This is a genomic window from Micromonospora craniellae, assembly GCF_014764405.1.
GTDB classification, from domain to species: Bacteria; Actinomycetota; Actinomycetes; order Mycobacteriales; family Micromonosporaceae; genus Micromonospora; species Micromonospora craniellae.
The window spans coordinates 5,229,167-5,249,893 of sequence record NZ_CP061725.1; the positions used below are offsets into that span (position 1 = coordinate 5,229,167).

Genomic DNA, 20,727 nt, shown 5'->3' on the forward strand with positions numbered 1-20,727 from the left:
GGAGACGGATCCGCCGCCGGTGACGGGGCCACATTGGCCCCGTCACCGGCGACGGTGTCGCTCAGTGCCCGGTCAGGAGGTGGCAGCGTCGAGCGTGCCGGCGTAGTCCGGGTTGGCCTTCAGCCACTCCTCTACGGCCTTCTCCTCGTCGTTCTGGTGCACGTTGAACATCAGATCTTCCAGCGAGCCGAGCTGCTGGTTGTCCATCTTGAACTTCTTCAGCATCTCGGCGACCTCGGGGAAGTCCGCGCTGAAGCCCTGACGGGCCAGGGTGTTGACCTCTTCGGTTCCGCCGAGTGTGCCCTTCGGGTCCGCCAGGTCCTTCAGCTGGTAGTTCGCGTAGGCCCAGTGCGGGTGCCACAGGGTCACCACGATCGGCTTCTGCTCCTTGATCGCGCCGTCCAGCGCGGCCAGCATGGCCGGGGTCGACGAGGTCTTCAGGCTCAGCTTGCCGGTCAGACCGTACTCCGGGATGACCTTGTCCTGGGTGGCGGCGGTCAGGCCGGCGCCGGGCTCGATGCCGATGATCTCGCCGTTGAAGGTGTCGGCCTTGTCGGCCAGGTCCTCCAGCGAGTTGACGTCGCTGACGTACTCGGGCACGGCGATGCTCAGTTTGGCGTTGTCGTACCAGACGCCGAGCTTCTCCAGGTTGTCGCCGTACTCCTTCATGTAGTCGGCGTGCGTCTGCGGCAGCCAACTGTCGAGGAAGAGGTCGATGTCGCCCGTCGCGAGACCCTGGTAGACGATCCCCGCCTCGACGTTCTTGAGCTCGACCTCGTAGCCCTTCTCCTCCAGCAGGTTCTTCCAGAGGTACGAGGCGGCGATGGCTTCGTCCCAGGACATGTAGCCAATGGTGATCTTCTTGTTGTCGCCGCCGGAGCCGCCGGCCGAATCGTCGGAGTCGCCGCAGGCCGCGGCACCGGTCAGCGCCAGGGCGGCGGTGGCCGCCAGCGCGACCCGGCGCACCAGTTTACTGCTCCACATGTGGAGTTTCCTTCCTCGTTGCTCTGCACCGGCGGAACTCGCGGTAGCGAGGCAGGGCACCGGCGACGAGACTTCCCTGCGTGGGTCAGGACGGGGGATCAGGCTCGTTGCATGGCGCGTTGCGCCTTCGCGGACGCGGTACGCGCGCCGATCGAATCGGTGAGGCGGTCGAGCACCACCGCCAGGATCACCACGGCGATGCCGCCCTCGAAGCCTGCGCCGACCTGGACTCGGGCGAGTGCCGTCATGATCACCTCACCGAGACCGCCGGCACCGACCATCCCCGCGATGACGACCATCGACAGCGCCAGCATGATGACCTGGTTGACGCCGGTCATGATGGTGGGCAGGGCCAGTGGCAGTTTGGTGCGCAGCAGGATCTTCCACGGCGAGGCGCCGAACGCCTCACCGGCCTCGATGACCTCGCGGTCGACCTGGCGCAGGCCCAACTCGGTCAGGCGTACCCCGGGCGGCATGCTGAACACCACGGTGGCCAGCACGCCGGGCACGGCACCGACACCGAAGTAGAAGATGGCCGGGATCAGGTAGACGAATGCGGGCATCGTCTGCATCAGGTCGAGCACCGGTCGGATGATTGCCGAGGCGCGGCGGTTCTCCGCGATGAAGATGCCCGTCGGCACGGCGAGCAGCAGGGCGAGTCCGCTGGCCACCAGGACCAGCGCCAGGGTGCTCATGGTCTGGTCCCAGATCGGCATCCCGGCCACCATGCCGAGTCCGAGCGCGGTGCCGAGGGCGAACTTCCAGCCTCGCAGCCACCAGCCGAGGCCAGCGAAGATCAGCACCATGACGATCGCCGGGGGCGCGGTCAGCAGGTCCACCAGCGGCTCGACCAGCGCGTCGACGGTGGCGGCGATGCCGTCGAAGACAGCGGACAGATGCTCTCTCGACCAGTCGACGGCGGTTTTGAACGCGTCGCCGATCCGGATGTACGGCAGCATGTCGTCGAGACTGTCGGCGTGGTTCATGCGGGCTCTCCCGTGAGGCGGCCCGACGGCTCGGCAACCACCTGGACCGGTACCGGCGCGGTGTCGCTTCCGGTCGGCGTCGTGTCGGCCGGCTCCGGCGTGGCGGTGTGCTCGCTTGCATCAGCGCTGATGCTGCCCAGGGCGCTCAGCAGCGTGACCCGCGGAATCACGCCGGCGAGCCGCCCGGCCGCGTCGACCACGGCGACAGGTGCCGGGCTCTCGGCGCAGGGCGCGAAGATGTCGGCCACCGGCGTGGTGTCGTCGACCTTCCGAGCGTACCCGGTCGACACGATCTCCTGGAGGTTCGTCAGCCCGTCCCGGACTGCCCGGGTGGCGTCGTCGGCGGTCACGGTGCCCAGGTACCGCTTGTCGCGGCCGGTGATGTAGACGGCTGACGTCTGGGTCTCGCGCAGCACGCGGGCGGCCACCCGCGGGCCGGAGTTCACGTCCACGACGCCGAGCGGCCGCTCCATGACCGCCGACGCGGTGAGGATCCTGGTCCGGTCGACATCGGCGACGAACTGGGCGACGTAGTCGTTGGACGGGTCGGTGAGGATCTCCTCGGCGGTGCCGATCTGGACGATCCGGCCGGCGCGCATGACCGCGATGCGGTCGCCGAGGCGCATCGCCTCGTTGAGGTCATGCGTGATGAACACGATCGTCTTGCCGAGCTCGGCCTGTAGTTCGAGAAGCTGGTCCTGCACCTCGCGGCGGATGAGCGGATCGAGCGCGGAGAAGGCCTCGTCCATGAGCATGATGTCGGTGCCGGCGGCGAGCGCGCGGGCCAGGCCGACCCGCTGGCGCATGCCGCCGGACAGTTCCTGCGGCAGCTTGTCCGCGCAGTGGTCCAGGCCGACCATCCGCAGCGCCTGCAGTGCCCTCTCCCGGCGTTCGGCACGAGGCATGCCCGCGACCTCCAGCGCGTAGCTGGCGTTGTCCAACACCGACCGGTGTGGCTGGAGCGCGAAGTGCTGGAAGACCATGCTGATCTTCTCGCGGCGTAGCTTGCGCAGTGCGGCGGGCTTGAGCGTGGTGATGTCGACTCCGTCGACCTCCACCGTGCCGTGCGTGGGGGGCAGCAGTCCGTTGAGCATCCGGATCAGGGTGGACTTCCCCGAGCCGGACAGACCCATGACCACGAAGATCTCGCCGCGTCTGACCTCGAAGTTCGCGTCGACGACTGCGGCCGTGACCGGCAGCCCGGCCAGCTTCTCGTCCCGGCCTGCGCTGTTCCTGAGGATTTCCATCGCCTTGTCGGCGCGGTTCCCGTAGACCTTGTACAGGGAGTTCACTCTGAGTGCGGACACGGTCTCCATTCCAAGGGCATATGGTACGACGTCATTCTCGGGCGACGTACGCGCATCTATCGATAATCTGTCGTGCCGTGGGCCGCCGGAGGCAGGACAGTCCCAGGTGAGCGAGACACGACCCTACCCGACGGGTTTCCGTTGACGAAAACCTCGTTGCCGTCCCGTGCGGGAAGCGGAGCGATTGGAATGCGTTACGGCGGCGGCCATTGCGGGCAGTATTGGTGGCAGAGGTGCAGTTCTGGGATGGAGAATCGGGTAACTGGCGGGACCTCCGATGGCGGATATCTCTGGGCAAACCGGTCGATATTGAGGGCCGCAGCGGTCACGGTTCGTAGTCGTGGTGTGCCGATGGCTTCTGCTTGTCCGTGTGGCCCAGCGCACCTCCCGAGTCCGGCGGCACCAGATTCTTGTCTGGGGGCTCGGTGCGTCGTTGCGCGGGATTAATTCGACCGATGTGGATATTCATGGATTCGACATGGAACCTTCGTGAAACTGAGACAAAATCTCCATGGGATCTACACGCTTCCGGCGGGCCCTGAATTCCCGCGGCCGGCCGCAGGGTCGACAATCGACAGATGTCGATCGATATTGGGTGAGATCCCGGCGGCGGGGCTCGATGCCGCCATCGACCCGACGGCTGCGAACGGGATGCCGGGCGCCGGGCCTGCCGGCGCGCTCCGGGGGCGATGCGGGTCCTGGTCGCGTCGGGAGATCGAGACATGCGCATCTTGACGAAGTGGTGACGTGTGAGTAGCGTCTCCTCATCCTTTTGGGAAAGTTTCCTAACTGTTTGGAGACGCCACATGAAGAGATCGCTCCGCCGGGCCCTCTGGGTCGGCGCCGTGGTCGCGGTGACCGTCGCCACGGTCCCGATGGCCTCGGCGTTCGGCGCCGGAAGCGTGACCACCTCGTTCAGCCGGGTGTCGGACTGGGGGACCGGTCACGAGACGCGGGTCACCGTCACCAACGGCTCGACCGCCGCCGTCAGCACCTGGCGCATCGAGTTCGAGTTGCCCTCCGGCACCAGCATCAGCAGCTCCTGGGACGCCGACGTCACCCGCAACGGCAACCGCTACGTGGCCGTCAAGAAGAGCTGGGCCGGCGGGCTGGCCCCGGGCGCCTCCTTCAGCTGGGGCTACAACGGCACCGGTGCGTACCGCGCGCCGTTGAACTGCACGGTCAACGGCGTGGCCTGCGGCGGTGGCACCCCGCCGCCCACCACGACGCCGCCGACCACCACCCCGCCGACCACCGCTCCGCCCACGACTCCGCCCCCCACCACCCCGCCCCCGACCACGCCGCCGCCGAGCGGCCAGAAGGTGGTCGGCTACTTCACCCAATGGGGCGTCTACGGTCGCAACTACCATGTCAAGAACATCCACACCAGCGGCTCGGCGTCGAAGCTCACCCACATCCTGTACGCCTTCGCCAACACCACCGGCGGCCGGTGCACCATCGGTGACAGCTACGCCGACTACGAGAAGGCGTACACCGCGGCGGAGAGCGTGGACGGCGTCGCCGACACCTGGGACCAGCCGCTGCGGGGCAACTTCAACCAGCTGCGCAAGCTCAAGCAGATGTACCCGCACATCAAGGTGATCTTCTCGGTCGGTGGCTGGACCTGGTCCGGCGGCTTCACCCAGGCCGCGCAGAACCCGGCCGCCTTCGCGGAGAGCTGCTACAACATGGTCGAGGACCCGCGCTGGGCGGACGTCTTCGACGGCATCGACATCGACTGGGAGTACCCGAACGCCTGCGGCCTGACCTGCGACGCCAGCGGCCCGAACGCGTTCAAGAACGTGATCAGCGCGCTACGTGCCCGGTTCGGCCCGTCCGCGCTGGTGACCGCCGCGATCACCGCGGACGGCAGCAACGGCGGCAAGATCGACGCGACCGACTACGCCGGTGCCTCGACCCACCTCAACTGGATCATGCCGATGACGTACGACTACTTCGGCGCCTTCAACGCGCAGGGGCCGACCGCCCCGCACTCGCCGCTCTACTCGTACACCGGTATCCCGCAGCAGGGCTTCTGGTCTGACGCGGCCATCCAGAAGCTCAAGAGCAAGGGCATCCCCGCCAACAAGCTGCTGCTCGGCGTCGGCTTCTACGGCCGGGGCTGGACCGGGGTGACCCAGACGACGCCCGGCGGCACCGCCACCGGCCCGGCCCCCGGCACCTACGAGCAGGGCATCGAGGACTACAAGGTGCTCAAGAACACCTGCCCGGCCACCGGCACCGTCGGCGGCACGGCGTACGCCAAGTGCGGTAGCAACTGGTGGAGCTACGACACCCCGTCGACCATCGGCGGCAAGATGACGTACGCGAAGAACCAGGGCCTCGGTGGCGCATTCTTCTGGGAGCTCTCCGGAGACACTAGCAACGGTGAGCTGATCAGCGCCATCAAGGGCGGTCTCGGCTGAGCCGAAGGCCGACGCGTCACCCACACGACGGGGAGGAGCCGCACCGGCCCCTCCCCGTCCGCGGCCGTAGGTGTAAGGAAGGGACCCTTCCTATACAAAAGGCGATAGGAAGGGTCCCTTCCTTACATCGAGGGTGGGTGTGACAGACTCGCCGATCGACCCGGGTGGGAGGTAGCGACAGCGATGCCAACGAGACTCCGGCGGTCGGTCGTCACCGCCGTGCTGCTCGCGACCATGCCGTCCGCGCTGGTCGGCTGCGGCCTGCTCGGCGGGGAGGACGAGGCCGAGAAGCCCGGTCGGGCTCCCGCCGAGGAAGCCATGCTCAAGGCCCGTGAGCGGGTGCAGGCGTACCTCGACGCGATGGCGGCCAAGGACGTGGCTGCCGGGCGTAGCCAGCTCTGCACCGTGCTGCACGAGGCGTTCGACGTTGCCGCCACCGGTCCCAACGGTGACTTCGCCGACCACTTCGAGGTGCCCCGTTCCGAGATCGTCGACATCCGGCCCGGAGAGGCCGGGCAGGAGGTCAGCGTCTCGGTCACGGTGACCACCGGTCGTCGCGAGGCGACCCGCGCGCTGCTGTTCACGGTCACCAAGGACGGACTCGACTGGTGCATCTCCGCCGAACGGCCGGGCGGGAACAGCCCCGCCCCGGTGGTGCCCGACGGCAGCGCCTCGGCGCCGACTCCGTGACCTCTGCGGTCGCCTGATCCGTCCATCTGCCGGAACCCGGCCCCTCGCCGGTCGACCATCCGGCCGGTCGCCGTACGCTGGGATTCATGCGCCATGAGTGGCATCAGTTGAGCCATCCGTCGGTGGGCAGCCCGGTGTTGCAGACCAGCCGTCCGACCGTGAACTCCGCCGAGGACGACGCCCTCGGCCTGGACCGCTGGCGGGAGCTGCCGCGGGCCCAGACCCCACCCTGGCCGGACCCGGCCCAGGTGGCCGAGGTCTGCAAGGTGCTCGACAGGGTGCCGTCGGTGGTCGCGCCGTACGAGGTCGACCAGCTCCGTCGGCGCCTCGCGCTGGTCTGCGAGGGCAAGGCGTTCCTGCTCCAGGGCGGTGACTGCGCGGAGACCTTCGCCGACAACACCGAGAGTCACCTGCTGGCAAACGCCCGCACGCTGCTCCAGATGGCGATCGTGCTCACCTACGGCGCGTCGCTGCCGGTGGTCAAGGTGGCCCGGGTGGCCGGGCAGTACACCAAGCCGCGGTCGCTGCCGACCGACGCCCGGGGGCTGCCGGCCTACCGCGGCGACATGATCAACTCGCTGGAGGCCACGCCGGAGGCGCGCGTCGCCGACCCGCAACGCATGATCCGGGCGTACGCGAATTCGGCCGCCGCGATGAACATGCTCCGCGCCTATCTCTCCGGCGGCCTGGCCGACCTGCACGCCGTGCACGACTGGAACAAGGGCTTCGTGCGCAACTCCCCGGCCGGCGAGCGGTACGAGGCGATCGCCCGCGAGATCGACCGGGCGCTCGCCTTCATCCGGGCCTGCGGGATGACCGACGAGGAAGCGCTGCGCACGGTCACCCTCTACTGCTCCCACGAGGCCCTCGCGTTGGAGTACGACCGGGCGCTGAGCCGGGTCTCCGACGGGCGGCCGTACGGGCTGTCCGGGCACTTCCTGTGGATCGGCGAGCGGACCCGGCAGATCGACGGGGCGCACATCGACTACATCTCGCGCATCGCCAACCCGATCGGCGTCAAGCTCGGTCCGACCACCACGCCGGACGAGGCCATCGAGCTGTGCGAGAAGCTCAACCCGGACAACATCCCCGGGCGGCTGACGCTGATCAGCCGGATGGGCAACCACAAGGTCCGGGAGGCGCTGCCGCCGATCGTGGCGAAGGTGACCGCGGCCGGGGCCAAGGTGGTGTGGCAGTGCGACCCGATGCACGGCAACACCCACGAGTCGTCCAACGGCTACAAGACGCGGCACTTCGACCGGATCGTCGACGAGGTGCTGGGCTACTTCGAGGTGCACCGGGGGCTGGACACCCACCCGGGCGGCCTGCACGTCGAGCTGACCGGCGAGGACGTCACCGAGTGCCTGGGCGGCGCGCAGGGCATCGCCGACCTGGACCTGCCCGGCCGGTACGAGACCGCCTGCGACCCCCGCCTGAACACCCAGCAGTCGCTGGAACTGGCGTTCCTCGTTGCGGAGATGCTCCGTGGCTGACGCAATGACAGTGGCTGACGCGAGGAGTGAGCTTGCGAGCCCTGCAGTCGGCGGCCGAAAGGATGACTGTGGCTGATTTGTTCATCGACCTGAGGTCGGACACGGTGACCCGGCCGACCGCCGGGATGCGGGAGGCGATGGCCACCGCCGAGGTCGGCGACGACGTCTACGGCGAGGACCCGACGGTCAACGCGCTGGAGGCCGAGGTCGCCGCGCTGTTCGGGCACGAGGCGGCGCTGTTCTGCCCGAGCGGGTCGATGGCCAACCAGATCGCCCTGCAACTGGTGGTGCCGCCCGGCGCGGAGCTGCTCTGCGACGCCGACGCGCACGTCATTACGTACGAGATGGGTGCGGCTGCCGCGTACGGCGGGATCACCTCGCGGACCTGGCCGGCGGTCGGCGCGGAGATCGCCCCCGACGTGGTCGCCGGCATGGTCCGTCCGGACGGCTACTGGACGGTGCCCACCCGGGCGATCGCCGTGGAGCAGACCCACAACCGGGGCGGCGGCGGGGTGATCCCGCTGGACACGCTCCGTGCGTTGCGTGAGGTGGCCGACGCCGCGCAGGCGGCGCTGCACTGCGACGGTGCCCGGATCTGGCACGCGCACGTCGCCGACGGAGTGCCGCTGGCCGGGTACGGGGCGCTGTTCGACACGCTGTCGGTCTGCCTGTCGAAGGGGCTGGGCGCACCGGTCGGCTCGCTGGTGGTCGGCAGCGCCGAGCGGATCGACCGGGCCCGGGCGATCCGCAAGCGGATGGGGGGCGGGCTGCGCCAGGCCGGCATCCTGGCCGCCGCCGGACGGTACGCCCTGGCCCACCATGTCGACCGGCTCGCCGAAGACCACGCGAAGGCGGCCCGGCTGGCCGAGGCGATCGCCCCGTTCGGGGTGCTGGCCGGCGTCGCGCGGACCAACCTGGTGCCGTTGGACCTGACCAAGGCGTCCCTGGACGCGCCGTCCCTGGCCGCCGCCGCCCGCGCCGACGGTGTCCTGATCTCGGTGCTCGGTCCGCGTACCGCCCGGTTGGTGACCCACCTGGACGTGACCGACGACGCCGTGGACCAGGCCGCCACCGTGCTCGCCCGCGTCCTGCGCCGCTGACCCACCCGCCGCCGCCTTCGCGCGCGGCCGCGGGTCGCGGGTACGGCCCGGTCGTCGCCGGTCAGGCGGGGACGAGGCGGCGCAGGGTGGCGATGTCGGCGGCGTGGCCCTCGTGCCCCTCGGTGGGCGTCTCCACCAGGATCGGGACGCCCGCGGTGGCCGGGTGACGCATCAGCTCGGCGAAGGCCGGCTCACCGATCATGCCCTTGCCGATGTTCTCGTGCCGGTCGCGGGTGGAACCGCACAGGTCCTTCGAGTCGTTCGCGTGCACCAGCCGCAGGCGGTCGGTGCCGACGGTGGCCACCAGGGCGTCCAGCGTCTCGGTCATCCCGCCCTCGGCGGCCAGGTCGTGCCCGGCCGCCCAGGCGTGGCAGGTGTCGAAGCAGACGCCGAGCCAGGGGTGGCGGTCCACCGCGTCGAGGTACGGACCGAGATGCTCCACCCGGCAGGCCAGGGACCGCCCGCCACCGGCGCTCGGCTCCACCAGCAGCATCGGTCCGCCGCTGGCGGCGGCCGAGTCCAGCAACGGCAACAGCGACTCGCGTACCTGCCGCATCGCCGCTTCGGCGTGCCCGGCGTCGACCGCGCTGCCGGCGTGGAACACCACCGCCCGGGCACCGATCGCGGTGCCCCGGCGCAGCGCGTGGGCGAGGGTCTGCACCGAGCGCTCGACCGTGGCCTCCGTCGGCGAACCCAGGTTGACCAGCAGCGACGCGTGGATGTAGGCGGCCACGCCGCGTTCGGCGCAGCCGTCGCGGAACAGCGCGTCCTGCACCGGGTCACCGGCCGGCGTCGCCCAGCCACGGGAGTTGCCGACGTAGACCTGCGTCACCTCGGACCCGGCCGCGTCGACGTACGGCAGCGCCGCCTTCGCCAGACCACCGGAGGTGGGCGTGTGCGAGCCGAGCGGCCGGTGGCCGGGGTGTCCGGTGGTCATCAGAAGCACCCGATGGTGACCTGGCTGCCGGGCGGCACCTGGGTGTTCTCGCCCGGGTTCTGGAACCGGGCGACGGCGTTCGGGTTGAACTGCACGGACACCTGGAAGCCCTGGCTCTCCAGCGTCTGCTTGGCCTGCTGGCAGGGCAGGTCGACGACCCGGGGCACGGTCACCTGCGGCGGCCCCTCGCTGACCTCCAGCCGGACCTGGGCGCCCTTCTCCACCCCGCTGCCGTCGGCCGGGCTCTGCCCGAGGACCTCGTCGCGCGGCTTGTCGGACTCCTTGTAGGTCGGTTCGACCAGCACCAGGCCGAGCTGGCCGATGATCCCGCGGGCCTCGTTGAGGCTCTTGCCGACCAGGTTCGGCACGGTGATCGGGGCCCGTCCCTTGCTGAGGAAGACAGTGATCTCCTGCCCCGGCTTGACCTCCTCGCCCGCCTCCGGCCTGGTGGCCACCACCATGCCCTCCGGCAGGCCGTCGTCGTACCGGGTGGGGCCCTTGACGACCTTGAGCTGCACGTTGTCGAGGTCCGCCTCGGCCAGGTCGAAGTCCTTGCCGACCACGTCGGGCATCGGGAACCGGTCCGGCCCCAGCGACAGGGTCAGGGTGACGGTGCCGCCCTTGAGGATGCGGGCGGCGGAGGCCGGCTCCTGCGCCAGCACGCCGTCGCGCGGGACCTCGTCGTCGTGCCGGGGTTCGGCGTAGCGCACCGTGAAGCCGCCCTGGGACGCCTGGGACTCCGCCTCGACCTTGCTCATGCTCACCAGTTCCGGCGCGGTGGTGTACCGGCCGACCCCGAACCACCAGCCACCGAGCGCGGCCACCAGCCCGAGCACCACCACGACGGCGGCGATGGCCAGGCGTCCGCCGGAGTCCCCGCCGGACAGGCGGGCCCGCAGCGCGGCCACCTGGGCAGGCAGGCCGTCGCCGCCGCTCGGCGCGGCCCGGCGTCGGCCCCGGGGCGGGGTGCCGCCCTCGGGCAGCCGGGCCCAGGTCGGCCGATCGGGCGGGCGGACCGTCGAGACCACCATCGTCGGCTGGGAGACCGCCGGCCCGTCTGCGATCGACGGCAGCATGGCGGTGTGGCTGTTCGCGGTGCCGAGACCGTCCCGGGCCACCTGCACCTCGGCCAGCAGGGCGGCGGCGTCGGCGGGGCGGGCCGCCGGGTCGCGTCGGGTGGCCCGGGCGACCAGGTCGTCGAGCACCCTGGGCAGGCCGGGGACCAGCGTCGACGGTGCCGGGACGTCCCGGTCGACGTGCTGCCAGGCGATGTCGATCGGCCGGGCGCCCTCGTACGGCACCCGGCCGGTGAGCATCTCGAACAGCACGATGCCCGCCGAGTAGACGTCGGTGCGGGCGTCCGCGCGGCCGTCGGTGACCAGTTCCGGGGCGACGTACGCCACGGTGGCCATCAGTTGGCCGCCGTTGTCGTGGTCGGTGCTGGCCTCGACCGCGCGGGCCAGCCCGAAGTCGGTGACCTTGACCACCCCGTCGACGAGGTTGGCCGGGCCGCCGCTGGGCGCCTCGGCGACCAGCACGTTCTCCGGCTTGATGTCGCGGTGCACCAGCCCGGCCCGGTGGGCGGCGGCGATCGCCGCCAGCATCTGCTCGGTGATGGCCAGCGCCTCGTCCGGGTTGAGTCGGCGCCGCTCGGCCAGCACCTCGCGCAGCGTGCGGCCGCGCACGTACTCCATCACCAGGTAGGGCATCCCGGCGTGGGTGCCCTGGTCGTAGACCGCCACCACGTTCGGGTGGGTGAGCCGGGCGATGGTCTTGGCCTCGTCGGTGAAGCGGTCGACGAAGCCGGCCAACCCGGGGCGTCCCGGAGCGCCGGCGGTGGCGTGAATGGTCTTCAAGGCGACGGTGCGTTCGAGCCGCTCGTCGGTGGCGGTGTACACGGTCGCCATGCCGCCACGAGCCACGCGACCGCGGATGCGGTAGCGCCCGTCGATCAGCGAGCCCAGCAACGTGTCGGCGACCTGTGTGTCCATCGGCAGGGAGTCTATGTGTCCGGGGGGAGAAGGTAGAACCGGATGTTACCGCCGCAGGCACGTCCGTGGGGTCACCACGCGTACTCGGGATGCCGCCGTCCCTGTTCAGCGCGCTGACGGGAGGTCGTTGACCCGGGGGGAGGGTGGCATGGCAGGGTGTTCCGGTGACCGACTCCGTACCCGCCGACGGCACCGCGCCCGAGGCCGGCCCCGCCGACTGGCTGACCCTGCCGGATGTCGCCGAGCGGCTCGACCTGCCGATCAGCAAGGTCCACCAGCTGATCCGGGATTGTGAGCTGATCGCGGTCCGCCGCGACGGTGTCCGGCGGATCCCCGCCGGCCTGGTGGCCAACCGCACCGTGCTCAAACACCTACCTGGCGTCCTCAACCTGCTGGCCGACGCCGGCTACGACGACGAGGCCGCGCTGCGCTGGCTCTACGAGCCCGACGCGTCCCTGCCCGGCGGTACCCCCGCCGCCGCCCTGGCGGGCGACCAGGCCCGCGAGATCAAGCGCCGCGCACAGGCCCTCGGCTTCTGACCCGACCGCGACCGACCGCGTCCGGGCGACCGCGACCGACCTGACCAACCCGACCCGCCGCGACCGAGCCGACCGTGACCGGGCGGCCGGCCGGCCCGGTCGCGTGGTCGCGCCGGTCAGTCGGCCCGGCGGGTGGCGGCGATGGCCAGGTCCACCAGGGCCTGCCGCGCCTCGGTGTCAAGGTCCACGGCGGTCAGCGCGGCGAGCGCCGCGTCGGTGAGCGTGACGATGCGTTGCTCGGTGCGGGCCAGCGCCCCGGTCGAGGTGATCAGCTCGCGTAGCCGGGCCACGCCCTCGGTGTCCAGGTCGGCGTCGCCGAGCCCGGCCAGCAGCAGCGCGCGTCCGGCCTCGTCGGTGGCTTCCAGCGCCGCCGCGACCAGGTAGGTCCGCTTGCCCTCGCGTAGGTCGTCACCGGCCGGCTTGCCGGTCTGCGCGGGGTCGCCGAAGACACCCAGCACGTCGTCGCGCAACTGGAACGCCTCGCCCAGCGGCAGCCCGTACGCCGAGTAGGCGATGCGGACGTCGGCGGGCGCGTCGGCCAGGGCCGCGCCGAGCAGCAGCGGCCTTTCCACGGTGTACTTCGCCGACTTGTACCGGGCGACCTTGCCGGCCCGTTCCAGCGAGGTGTCGCCGGTGGCCTGGGTCACCACGTCCAGGTACTGCCCGACGGTGACCTCGGTGCGCATCTCGTCGAAGTCCGGGCGGGCGCGCGCCACCGTCCGGGGGTCCAGCCCGGCCGAGTGCAGCAACTCGTCGGACCAGACCAGGCAGAGATCACCCAGCAGGATCGCCGCCGCGTCGCCGAAACCGTCCGGGTCGCCGCCCCAGCCGGCCGACCGGTGTCGGGCGGCGAACCGACGGTGCACCGCGGGTTCACCCCGTCGGGTGTCCGACCGGTCCATCAGGTCGTCGTGGATGAGGGCGCTGGCCTGGACGAACTCCAGCGCGGCGAGGGCTGTCACCACCGGATCGGTGTCCACCCCACCGGCGCCCCGGTAGCCCCAGTACGCGAAGGCGGGCCGCAGCCGCTTGCCGCCGCCGAGCACGAACGCCTCGATCGCCTCGGCCACCGGCACCAGCGCGTCGTCGACACCGGTCATCCAGGCCCGGCGGGCGGTGAGGAAGTCGGTCAGTGCCTTGTCGACGCGTTGGCGCAGGCCGGCACGGTCGACGGGGGAGACAGGAGCAGCGTGGGTCACGTCCCGACGCTAGTGGGTCGGGGCCGGACACGGCGAACCACCTACCGTCCGGCGCGCCGTGGTTCACCTGCGTACCGACTCCTCGGGCGGGTGCCGGCCACGTCCCCACCCCTGGGAAGGTGCTGGGGGTACGGGGGACCGACCGCTAGAGTCGGTGCGTGGCGCTTGGACTTCCCTCGATCCTCCCGAACTCGCAACCGGCGATCGGGGAGTTGGTGCGCGACTGCCAACCGACCTTCTCCTTCGAGTTCATGCCGCCCAAGACTGAGCAGGGCGAGCGGCAGCTCTGGCAGGCCATCCGCGAGCTGGAGCCGTTGCGCCCCTCCTTCGTCTCGATCACCTACGGCGCCGGCGGTTCGACCCGGGACACCACGGTCGCGGTCACCGAGCGGGTGGCCACCGAGACCACCCTGCTGCCGATGGCCCACCTGACCGCGGTCAACCACTCGGTGGCCGAGTTGCGGCACGTGATCGGTCGGCTGGCCGGTGCCGGGGTGCGCAACGTGCTGGCGGTGCGGGGCGACCCGCCCGGCGACCCCAACGGCGAGTGGGTGCCGCATCCGGACGGCGTGCACTACGCCGAGGACCTGGTCCGCCTGGTCCGCCGCTCCGGCGACTTCAGTGTCGGCGTCGCCGCCTTCCCCTACCGGCACCCGCGTTCGCCGGACATCGACGCCGACACCGAGCATTTCGTCCGTAAGTGCCGGGCCGGTGCCGACTTCGCGATCACCCAGATGTTCTTCGACGCCGACGAGTACCTCCGCCTGCGTGACCGGGTGGCCGCCGCCGGCTGCGACACACCGATCCTGGCCGGCGTGATGTCGGTGACCAAGATCGGCACGATCGAACGCTCCGAGCAGCTGTCCGGGGCACCCTTCCCGCCGGCCCTGGCGGCGCGGTTCGAGCGGGTCGCCGACGACCCGGACGCGGTCCGCCGGCTCGGCATCGAGCAGACCAGCGAGATGTGCCGGCGACTGCTCGACGAGGGCGTCCCCGGGATCCACTTCATCACCTTCAACCGCTCCACCGCGACCCGTGAGATCTGGCAGAACCTGCGGGTGGGCGCCGCTACGTGAGGCGGCGGGCGCGACACCTCCGCGCCGTCGGGTCGGTTGAACCGTGGTGGGCAGACAGCTGAACTGGAACGAGTACGCCACGGCGTGGGCCCGGCTGCACGGCGGGTTCGACCCTCGGGCGGCCACCCCCGTGGTACGCGGCTGGCTCCGTTTCGCCTACCATGTCGGGTTTCTGCTGGGTCGGCTCCGGGTGGGCCCTACCGCGGTCACCGTCTTCGGCGTGCTGCTCTGCCTCTGCGTACCGCTGTTCGCCGGGCGGCCGGGCGACGGGCCGTTCCTGGCCGCGCTGTTCGTGCTGCTCGCCTCGGTGGCGGACAGCGTCGACGGCGCGGTGGCGGTGGTCACCGGCCGCACCACCCGGCTCGGCTACGTCTACGACTCGCTTGCCGACCGGCTCGGCGAGGCAGCCTGGCTGGTGGCGTTCTGGCTGGTCGGTGCGCCGGGCGGGTTGGTCGCCGCAGCCGGCGCGCTGTCCTGGCTGCACGAGTACGTCCGGGCCCGCGCGGTCGCGGCCGGGATGCGGGAGATCGGTGCGGTGACCGTGGGGGAGCGGCCCACCCGGGTCTGCGTGGCCGTCGCCGGGCTGCTCCTGGCCGGCCTGACCGGGCTGATCGAGCTGGACCTGGCGGCCGGCACCATCACCATGGCGACCGCGGTCTGGGTGCTGCTGGCCGCCTTCGGCCTGGGTCAACTGCTCTCCGCCGTCCGCCGGGCCCTGATCGACGCGGACTGACCGCCCGTCGACTGACCGCCGTCGGCCCGCCGGTCGGTGTTAACAAGGGGCCCTTTCTCTACCGCAGGCGTTAAGAAGGTGCCCTTCCTTACATCCCCACCCCTACCAGGCGGGGCCGATCTCGTCGGCGACGATCTGCGCGGACAGGGTCACCATCGGCAGCCCGCCGCCCGGATGGCTGGAGCCGCCGACCAGCCACAGACCGTGCGCCGCCCCCCGGTTGGCGGGGCGGAGCAGACCACCGGCCGTACCGTAGATGGCTCCACCAGGCGCGCTGGTGGAGTCGGCCAGATCGGCCGGGGTGCGGATCTCGCGGAACACCAACCGGTCCCGCACGTCCATGCCCCGCTCGGCCAACACGTCGAGGATCCGGTCGGCGTACGCCTCGGCCAGCCCCGGCCGCCGCCAGTCCACCGCCCCGGGCACGGTGCCGTGGCGGGCGGCGTTGACCAGCACGAACCATGCCTCGTGGTCGGTCGGGCGGACCGCCGGGTCGTCCGCCACCGTGACGAAGACGGTCGGGTCGGTCGCCGGACGGGCGCGCACCCCCCGCCCCGGAGCACCGAAGATCGCGTCGAACTCGGCGTCGTAGTCGCGCGGGAAGAAGACGGTGTGGTGGGCCAGCCCGGAGTTCCCGCGTACGCCGAGCAGCAGCACGAAACCGGCCAGGCTGCGGTCGGCGAGACCGGCCAGCCGACGCGGGTCGGGCAGCAGGTCCCGGTAGACGGTGAGCGCGTCGACGTTGGCCACCACCACGTCGGCCGGCACCGGGGCGGCCTGCCCGTCGACGCGTACGCCGTGCGCCCGCCCGCCCGCCGCGTCGATCCGGATGACCGTGGCGCCGGTCCGCACCACCACCCCGAGGTCCAGGCAGCGCGACAGCAGCGCGTCGGCGAGGCTGGACAGCCCGCCGCGCAGGTACCAGCCGCCGAAGGCCAACTCCGCGTACGGGACCGCGACCAGCGCGGCCGGCGCACGGCGCGGATCGGCGCCGGTGTAGGTGGCGTACCGGTCCAGCAGCATCCGCAGCCGGAGGTCGGACAGGTGGGCGCGACCCAGCCCGCGCAGGCTCTGCCCGGGCCGGATGGCGGTCAGGTCGCCGAGCCGCCAGGCCAGCCGGGTCAGGTCCCGGGGCGAGTCGACGCGGCGGCGCAGGATGTCGCGTTCGGAGGCCCGCCACACCCGGTCGGCGCGCCGCCACAGCCGCTGCCAGTCGGCGGCCGCCCGGTCGCCGAGGGCCGCGCCGATGCGGGCGGTGAACTCCGCCGGGTCGGCGCAGGAGTCGAGCACCGGACCACCGCCGGGGAAGACGTGCCGCACGATCGGGTCCAGCGGGACCAGGTCCAGGTACTCGTCGAGCTTGGCCCCGGTCGCCTCGAACAGCTCGTGGAAGATCCCGGGCAGGGTGAGCAGGCTGGGACCGGTGTCGAAGTGGAACGGCCCGGAGGCGGTGTCGTGCGTGTACCGCCCGAGTTTGCCGCCGACCGTGTCGGCCCGTTCGAGGACGGTCACCTGGTGCCCGGTGACGGCCAGCCGGGCGGCGACCGCCAGTCCACCCACTCCGGCGCCGACGACCACGATCCGCGCCATGCGATGTCCTCCCAGAGGGCCTACCCGGGCCTAGCCGACCGGTCGGCCGCGCCAGGACAGGCGCCGCCGCTTGCGCAGATGGTACGACCGTACGGTCAGCCAGCCGAGGACCGCGACCGACACGGGGTGGCCCAGCGCGTCGGGCCAGGCCCGCCCGCCGGTGGCGCGTGCGCTGACCACCCGCCCGGCCACCCCCAGCAGGTACGCCGACAGCGCGAGCCCGGCCACCACGGGCGCGCCGGCCAGCACCGCGCCGACGGCGACCAGCGGCGGCGCGGTGTAGAGCAGGAGCAGCAGGATCGTCACCACGGCGGCGGCGAGCGGATGCCCGAACGAGGCCCAGAGCGACTTGGTGTAGCCGTCGCGCAGTTGCGGCCAGTCGTCGTACATCCGGCAGGTGGCCAGCCGGGAGCCGTCGGCGAGGGCGATCCGGCCGCCGGACCGCTTCACCGCCCGGGCCAGCTCGATGTCCTCCAGCACCCGGTCGGCGACCGCCGCGTGCCCACCGGCCCGCAGGTAACCGGCCCGGTCCACGACCAGGAACTGACCGCCCGCCGCGGCCAGGGACGGCCGGGGCGAGCGTTCCATCGCGCGCAACGGCAGGAAGGTCAACCACAGCCACTGCAACAGCGGCTGCACCAGCCGGTCCGCCGCCGTCCGCACCACGATCTCCGGGTACGGCGACAGCAGCGTCGCCCCGGCGGCCCGCAGCTCGGTCACCGCCGCCGCCACCGCGTACCGGTCGAGCACCACGTCGGCGTCCACGAAGACCAGCGCGGTGGTCGACGGGTCGGCGCGGTCGGCCAGTTGCCAGCAGGCGTGCGGCTTGCCCAGCCAGCCCGGCGGCGGCGCGTTCCCGGTGACCAGGATGACCCGGGGATCGTCGCCGACCACCGCGCGGACCACGTCGGCGGTGCCGTCGGTGGACCCGTCGTCGAGCACCACCACCCGCAGCCCGGGTACGCCGCGTTGGGCGAGCAGGGACCGCAGGCACGGGGTCACCCGGGCGGCCTCGTCGCGCAGCGGCAGCAGCACCGTCACCGCTTCGGTGACCTCGACCGGCCCCGGCGTGGGTCGGCGCAGCCACCGGCCGACGTTGACCAGGGTGTGCCCGGTCAGCACGACGAGCACGCCGAGCCCGGCGAGCGACAGGGCCGACGCCGCGCTCATGCCGGCGCGCGGTGCCGCAGCAGGCTGACCGCCAGCGGCACCGCGACGATCGCCATGCCCGCCCCGCCCCACAGCGCCGAGGCGGGCAGGTCGAGGAAGACCGCGTGGGCCAGCACGCTGGAGCCGTACGTCCACAGGTAGAGCGCGTACAGCGGATGGTCGGTGGTGTCGGTGGTGTCCACGGCCGGTCCGGCGAGCGGGCGCAGCGCGGTCATCATGAGCACCGCGAACAGCAGCCAGCCGAGGTAGTTGCTGATCGGGATGCCGGGCAGGCCGGGCAGCGCCGGGGTCGGGTCCCGCCACACCCAGTGCCCCTCGGCCACCATCTGCGGGTCGAGGAAGAGGTCCCAGGTGGCCAGGCCGACGGTGGCCAGCGCGATCCGGGTCGGCCACCGCCAGCGGCCCGCCGCCACCCTGATCCGCGCGGTGAGCCGGGTCGCCACCAGCCACGCCGGCCAGGCCATCCAGGTCCAGGCCAGCGGGATGATCAGCGGTACGCCGGCCAGCTTCGGGCCGAGCTGCCCCGAGTAGTCGTAGCTGCCGAACGGGAAGCCGGTGGCGACGCCGAGCGCCTCGATGGCGAGCCCGCCCCCGGTCGCCGTGGCGATCAGTGCCGCAGCCGTGCGCGGTCCACGGGACAGCAGCGCGTGGCCGACCGAGAGCAGGTAGCCGAGCACGACGGTGGCCACGGTCAGCCGGGCCCGGGTCGTCCCGTCGGTCAGCGGGTAGCCGATCTGGGCCAGCACCAGCAGGGCGAGCATCGACCAGGCGTAGACCCGGGCGCGGTGGGCGGACAGGGTCACGGCTGTCCCGGACGGGCCGGCGGCGTCGGCGCCGGCAGAGGAAGATCCCGACCGAGTACGCCGAACGGGCGCTCGTCGCCAGGGAACCGGAAGTCGCGCAGCACGTCGACGAAGCCGAACCGGCGGTACAGCCGCCAGGCACGCGAGGTGCTCTCGTCGGCCTCCGGGGTGGACAGCAGCGTGGTGGCGCCCTCGGCCATGGTGAGCAGGGCACGCAGTTGACCGGCGCCCAGGCCGTGCCCCTGCGCCGGTGGCCGGACGTGCAGTTCGACCACCTCGAAGCAGTCGGTCAGCCAGCGTTTCCGGCGGTCCTGGTCCAACGCCCGCCAGACCTGGTCGTGCCACCACTGGCCGGGCCCGCCGACGTAGCCGTAGCCGAAGCCGGCCAGGTGACCCTCGCTGGTCAGGCTGGCCACGGCGCGGAAACCGGGCCGGCGTACGTGGGTGGCGATGTAGCCACGGCGGGCCTCCAGCAGGTCGGCGCGGTATCCCATCGCCTCGCCGTAGACGGCGACCACGTCGTCCAGCCGCCGGAGGAGATCGTCCGGTGTCCACCGCACCAACCTCATGCCCGTTCACCCTTCGCCGGGTCGTCCGCGTCGCCGACCCACCCCAGTACCGTCCGGTCACCGACCACGTCACGTACCTCGAATCGCGCGAAGAGTTCCTCCGCGTACCACCGCTCGGTCGGGGTGCGGGTGATCGCGGCCCGGTGCTCCGGGTGACGGTACGCGAACGCCACCAGATCCGCCGGTTCACGCCACACGCTCACCGTGCCCTGCCAGCCCAGAGGCGCCTCACCGACGCCGAATCGGGCCAGCAGGCCGGGTGCGGTGTGCAGGGCGGCGGCGACCGGCGGGACCGCCCGCCAGAAGGTGAGCGTCCGTGTCGGACGCAGCCGGGCCCGGGTCAGGGCCAGCACCGGCCCGTGCACCGGCCCGCCGGTGGGCTCGCCGAACGGCTGCCGGCCGGACCACTCGCCCCGGCTGGTCAGCGGGCGCAGGTCGAGCCGGACCTCGGACCGGGCGATGCCGGACCAGGCCCGCTCCACCCGCGAGCCGGCGAACCGGGCGGCTGCGGCGGGGGAGTCCCACACCGTCAGCGCGGCCCAGCGGGTGAGGTCGGCGTCGCCCGGCCCGAAACCGGTGCCGGTCCCGGTGCCGAGCAGCTTGCCGAACCGTACGCCGGGCAGCGCGCGCAGCCGGCGCGGGTCGAGCGCCATCCGGCCCAGCGCCCGGCCCACGGCGGCCCGGGGGATCCGCCACACGTGCAGGGTGACCAGCTCGGGAACGGTCGCTGCGGTACTCACGCCACGTCGGTCGGAGTCCCGCGGGTGACCCGCAGCAGTTCGGCGTACGTGGTGGGGAAGACCGCCTGCGGCACGCCACCGGCGGCCCAGATCTCGTCGTACGCGCCCACGTCGACCCCGAGCGCCTCAGCGGCGGCCGCCGCGGTGTGCACCGCGTCGGGCAGCAGGCGGACCAGGGCCCGCTTGCCGGAGCCGTTACGGGTGTACGGGCCGTCGAGCGCGTCCTGCACCGCCTGGACGTTCGGGTGTGACTGCATCCCGCCATTCTTCCCGGTACGCCGACGGCCGGCGTACCCGGCCACACCCCTGCCGACCGGCGTCGGGTCACTCCGGCAGCCCGGCGCGTCACACGTTGCGTTTTCGTCGGGGGGAAGGTGTACTGTCAGCAGTAGTT

19 protein-coding genes are annotated in these 20,727 nt (G+C 72.0%); 7 read left to right on the top strand and 12 right to left on the bottom strand.

The window, feature by feature from the left end; all coding sequences use genetic code 11:
• Nucleotides 1–72: 72 nt before the first annotated feature.
• The 3 genes from ID554_RS23745 to ID554_RS23755 form a co-directional block, all read right to left on the bottom strand.
• Entirely contained in the window at nucleotides 73–984 is a 912-nt protein-coding gene (locus ID554_RS23745) for a glycine betaine ABC transporter substrate-binding protein (protein ID WP_117228434.1), read from the bottom strand.
• Nucleotides 985–1,082: 98 nt separating this feature from the next.
• A complete protein-coding gene (locus ID554_RS23750; protein ID WP_117228435.1) occupies nucleotides 1,083–1,970 on the bottom strand; it encodes an ABC transporter permease in 888 nt (295 codons plus the stop codon).
• Entirely contained in the window at nucleotides 1,967–3,286 is a 1,320-nt protein-coding gene (locus tag ID554_RS23755; protein ID WP_117228436.1) for a quaternary amine ABC transporter ATP-binding protein, read from the bottom strand. Before ID554_RS23755 ends, ID554_RS23750 begins: the two co-directional genes overlap by 4 nt.
• A gap of 797 nt (nucleotides 3,287–4,083) precedes the next feature.
• Between ID554_RS23755 and ID554_RS23760 the strand changes: the two genes are divergently transcribed.
• From ID554_RS23760 to ID554_RS23775, 4 genes are all read left to right on the top strand, one after another.
• The gene (locus ID554_RS23760) at nucleotides 4,084–5,703 is read left to right on the top strand and encodes a glycosyl hydrolase family 18 protein (RefSeq protein WP_117228437.1); all 1,620 of its coding nucleotides are present in this window, start codon (nucleotides 4,084–4,086) and stop codon (nucleotides 5,701–5,703) included.
• A gap of 183 nt (nucleotides 5,704–5,886) precedes the next feature.
• Nucleotides 5,887–6,393: a hypothetical protein gene (locus tag ID554_RS23765; protein ID WP_117228438.1), complete on the top strand. Its 507-nt coding sequence runs from the start codon at nucleotides 5,887–5,889 to the stop codon at nucleotides 6,391–6,393.
• A gap of 86 nt (nucleotides 6,394–6,479) precedes the next feature.
• The gene (locus tag ID554_RS23770; protein WP_117228439.1) at nucleotides 6,480–7,886 is read left to right on the top strand and encodes a class II 3-deoxy-7-phosphoheptulonate synthase; all 1,407 of its coding nucleotides are present in this window, start codon (nucleotides 6,480–6,482) and stop codon (nucleotides 7,884–7,886) included.
• 68 nt (nucleotides 7,887–7,954) lie between these two features.
• Nucleotides 7,955–8,986, top strand: a complete 1,032-nt coding sequence (locus ID554_RS23775; RefSeq protein ID WP_191088618.1) for a threonine aldolase family protein — start codon at nucleotides 7,955–7,957, stop codon at nucleotides 8,984–8,986.
• Between the two features lie 61 nt (nucleotides 8,987–9,047).
• On the opposite strand, the gene ID554_RS23780 is transcribed toward ID554_RS23775, so the two are convergent.
• Both ID554_RS23780 and pknB read right to left on the bottom strand, forming a co-directional pair.
• Nucleotides 9,048–9,923: a deoxyribonuclease IV gene (locus ID554_RS23780; protein WP_117228441.1), complete on the bottom strand. Its 876-nt coding sequence runs from the start codon at nucleotides 9,921–9,923 to the stop codon at nucleotides 9,048–9,050.
• Nucleotides 9,923–11,914: a Stk1 family PASTA domain-containing Ser/Thr kinase gene (pknB, locus tag ID554_RS23785; RefSeq protein WP_117228442.1), complete on the bottom strand. Its 1,992-nt coding sequence runs from the start codon at nucleotides 11,912–11,914 to the stop codon at nucleotides 9,923–9,925. Before pknB ends, ID554_RS23780 begins: the two co-directional genes overlap by 1 nt.
• Nucleotides 11,915–12,078: 164 nt before the next feature.
• Here pknB and ID554_RS23790 point away from each other — a divergent pair, with 164 nt between their 5' ends.
• Nucleotides 12,079–12,453, top strand: coding sequence for an Rv2175c family DNA-binding protein (locus tag ID554_RS23790; RefSeq protein WP_117228443.1), 375 nt, complete (start codon nucleotides 12,079–12,081; stop codon nucleotides 12,451–12,453).
• Nucleotides 12,454–12,569: 116 nt separating this feature from the next.
• On the opposite strand, the gene ID554_RS23795 is transcribed toward ID554_RS23790, so the two are convergent.
• Nucleotides 12,570–13,652: a polyprenyl synthetase family protein gene (locus ID554_RS23795; protein ID WP_117228444.1), complete on the bottom strand. Its 1,083-nt coding sequence runs from the start codon at nucleotides 13,650–13,652 to the stop codon at nucleotides 12,570–12,572.
• Nucleotides 13,653–13,810: 158 nt separating this feature from the next.
• On the opposite strand from ID554_RS23795, the gene metF reads away from it, so the two are divergent.
• Together metF and ID554_RS23805 are read left to right on the top strand one after the other, a co-directional pair.
• Entirely contained in the window at nucleotides 13,811–14,728 is a 918-nt protein-coding gene (gene metF, locus ID554_RS23800; protein WP_117228445.1) for a methylenetetrahydrofolate reductase [NAD(P)H], read from the top strand.
• Between the two features lie 43 nt (nucleotides 14,729–14,771).
• On the top strand, nucleotides 14,772–15,461 hold the full coding sequence (locus tag ID554_RS23805; protein ID WP_117228446.1) for a CDP-alcohol phosphatidyltransferase family protein: 690 nt from the start codon (nucleotides 14,772–14,774) through the stop codon (nucleotides 15,459–15,461).
• Nucleotides 15,462–15,563: 102 nt separating this feature from the next.
• Here the strand turns inward: ID554_RS23805 and ID554_RS23810 are convergent, their stop codons facing one another.
• The 6 genes from ID554_RS23810 to ID554_RS23835 are packed head-to-tail and all read right to left on the bottom strand — an operon-like array spanning nucleotide 15,564 to nucleotide 20,590.
• Nucleotides 15,564–17,051 (bottom strand): phytoene desaturase family protein, encoded by a 1,488-nt coding sequence (locus ID554_RS23810; RefSeq protein WP_117228447.1) that lies wholly within the window; start codon nucleotides 17,049–17,051, stop codon nucleotides 15,564–15,566.
• 30 nt (nucleotides 17,052–17,081) lie between these two features.
• A complete protein-coding gene (locus ID554_RS23815; RefSeq protein ID WP_117228448.1) occupies nucleotides 17,082–18,221 on the bottom strand; it encodes a glycosyltransferase in 1,140 nt (379 codons plus the stop codon).
• Nucleotides 18,218–18,982: a carotenoid biosynthesis protein gene (locus tag ID554_RS23820; protein WP_117228469.1), complete on the bottom strand. Its 765-nt coding sequence runs from the start codon at nucleotides 18,980–18,982 to the stop codon at nucleotides 18,218–18,220. The genes ID554_RS23815 and ID554_RS23820 overlap by 4 nt, the downstream gene beginning before the upstream one ends.
• 38 nt (nucleotides 18,983–19,020) lie before the next feature.
• The gene (locus tag ID554_RS23825; protein WP_117228449.1) at nucleotides 19,021–19,593 is read right to left on the bottom strand and encodes a GNAT family N-acetyltransferase; all 573 of its coding nucleotides are present in this window, start codon (nucleotides 19,591–19,593) and stop codon (nucleotides 19,021–19,023) included.
• On the bottom strand, nucleotides 19,590–20,333 hold the full coding sequence (locus ID554_RS23830; protein ID WP_117228450.1) for a monooxygenase: 744 nt from the start codon (nucleotides 20,331–20,333) through the stop codon (nucleotides 19,590–19,592). Before ID554_RS23830 ends, ID554_RS23825 begins: the two co-directional genes overlap by 4 nt.
• Complete coding sequence (locus tag ID554_RS23835; protein WP_117228451.1) at nucleotides 20,330–20,590, bottom strand: YbaK/EbsC family protein; 261 nt, start codon at nucleotides 20,588–20,590, stop codon at nucleotides 20,330–20,332. Before ID554_RS23835 ends, ID554_RS23830 begins: the two co-directional genes overlap by 4 nt.
• Nucleotides 20,591–20,727: the final 137 nt, after the last annotated feature.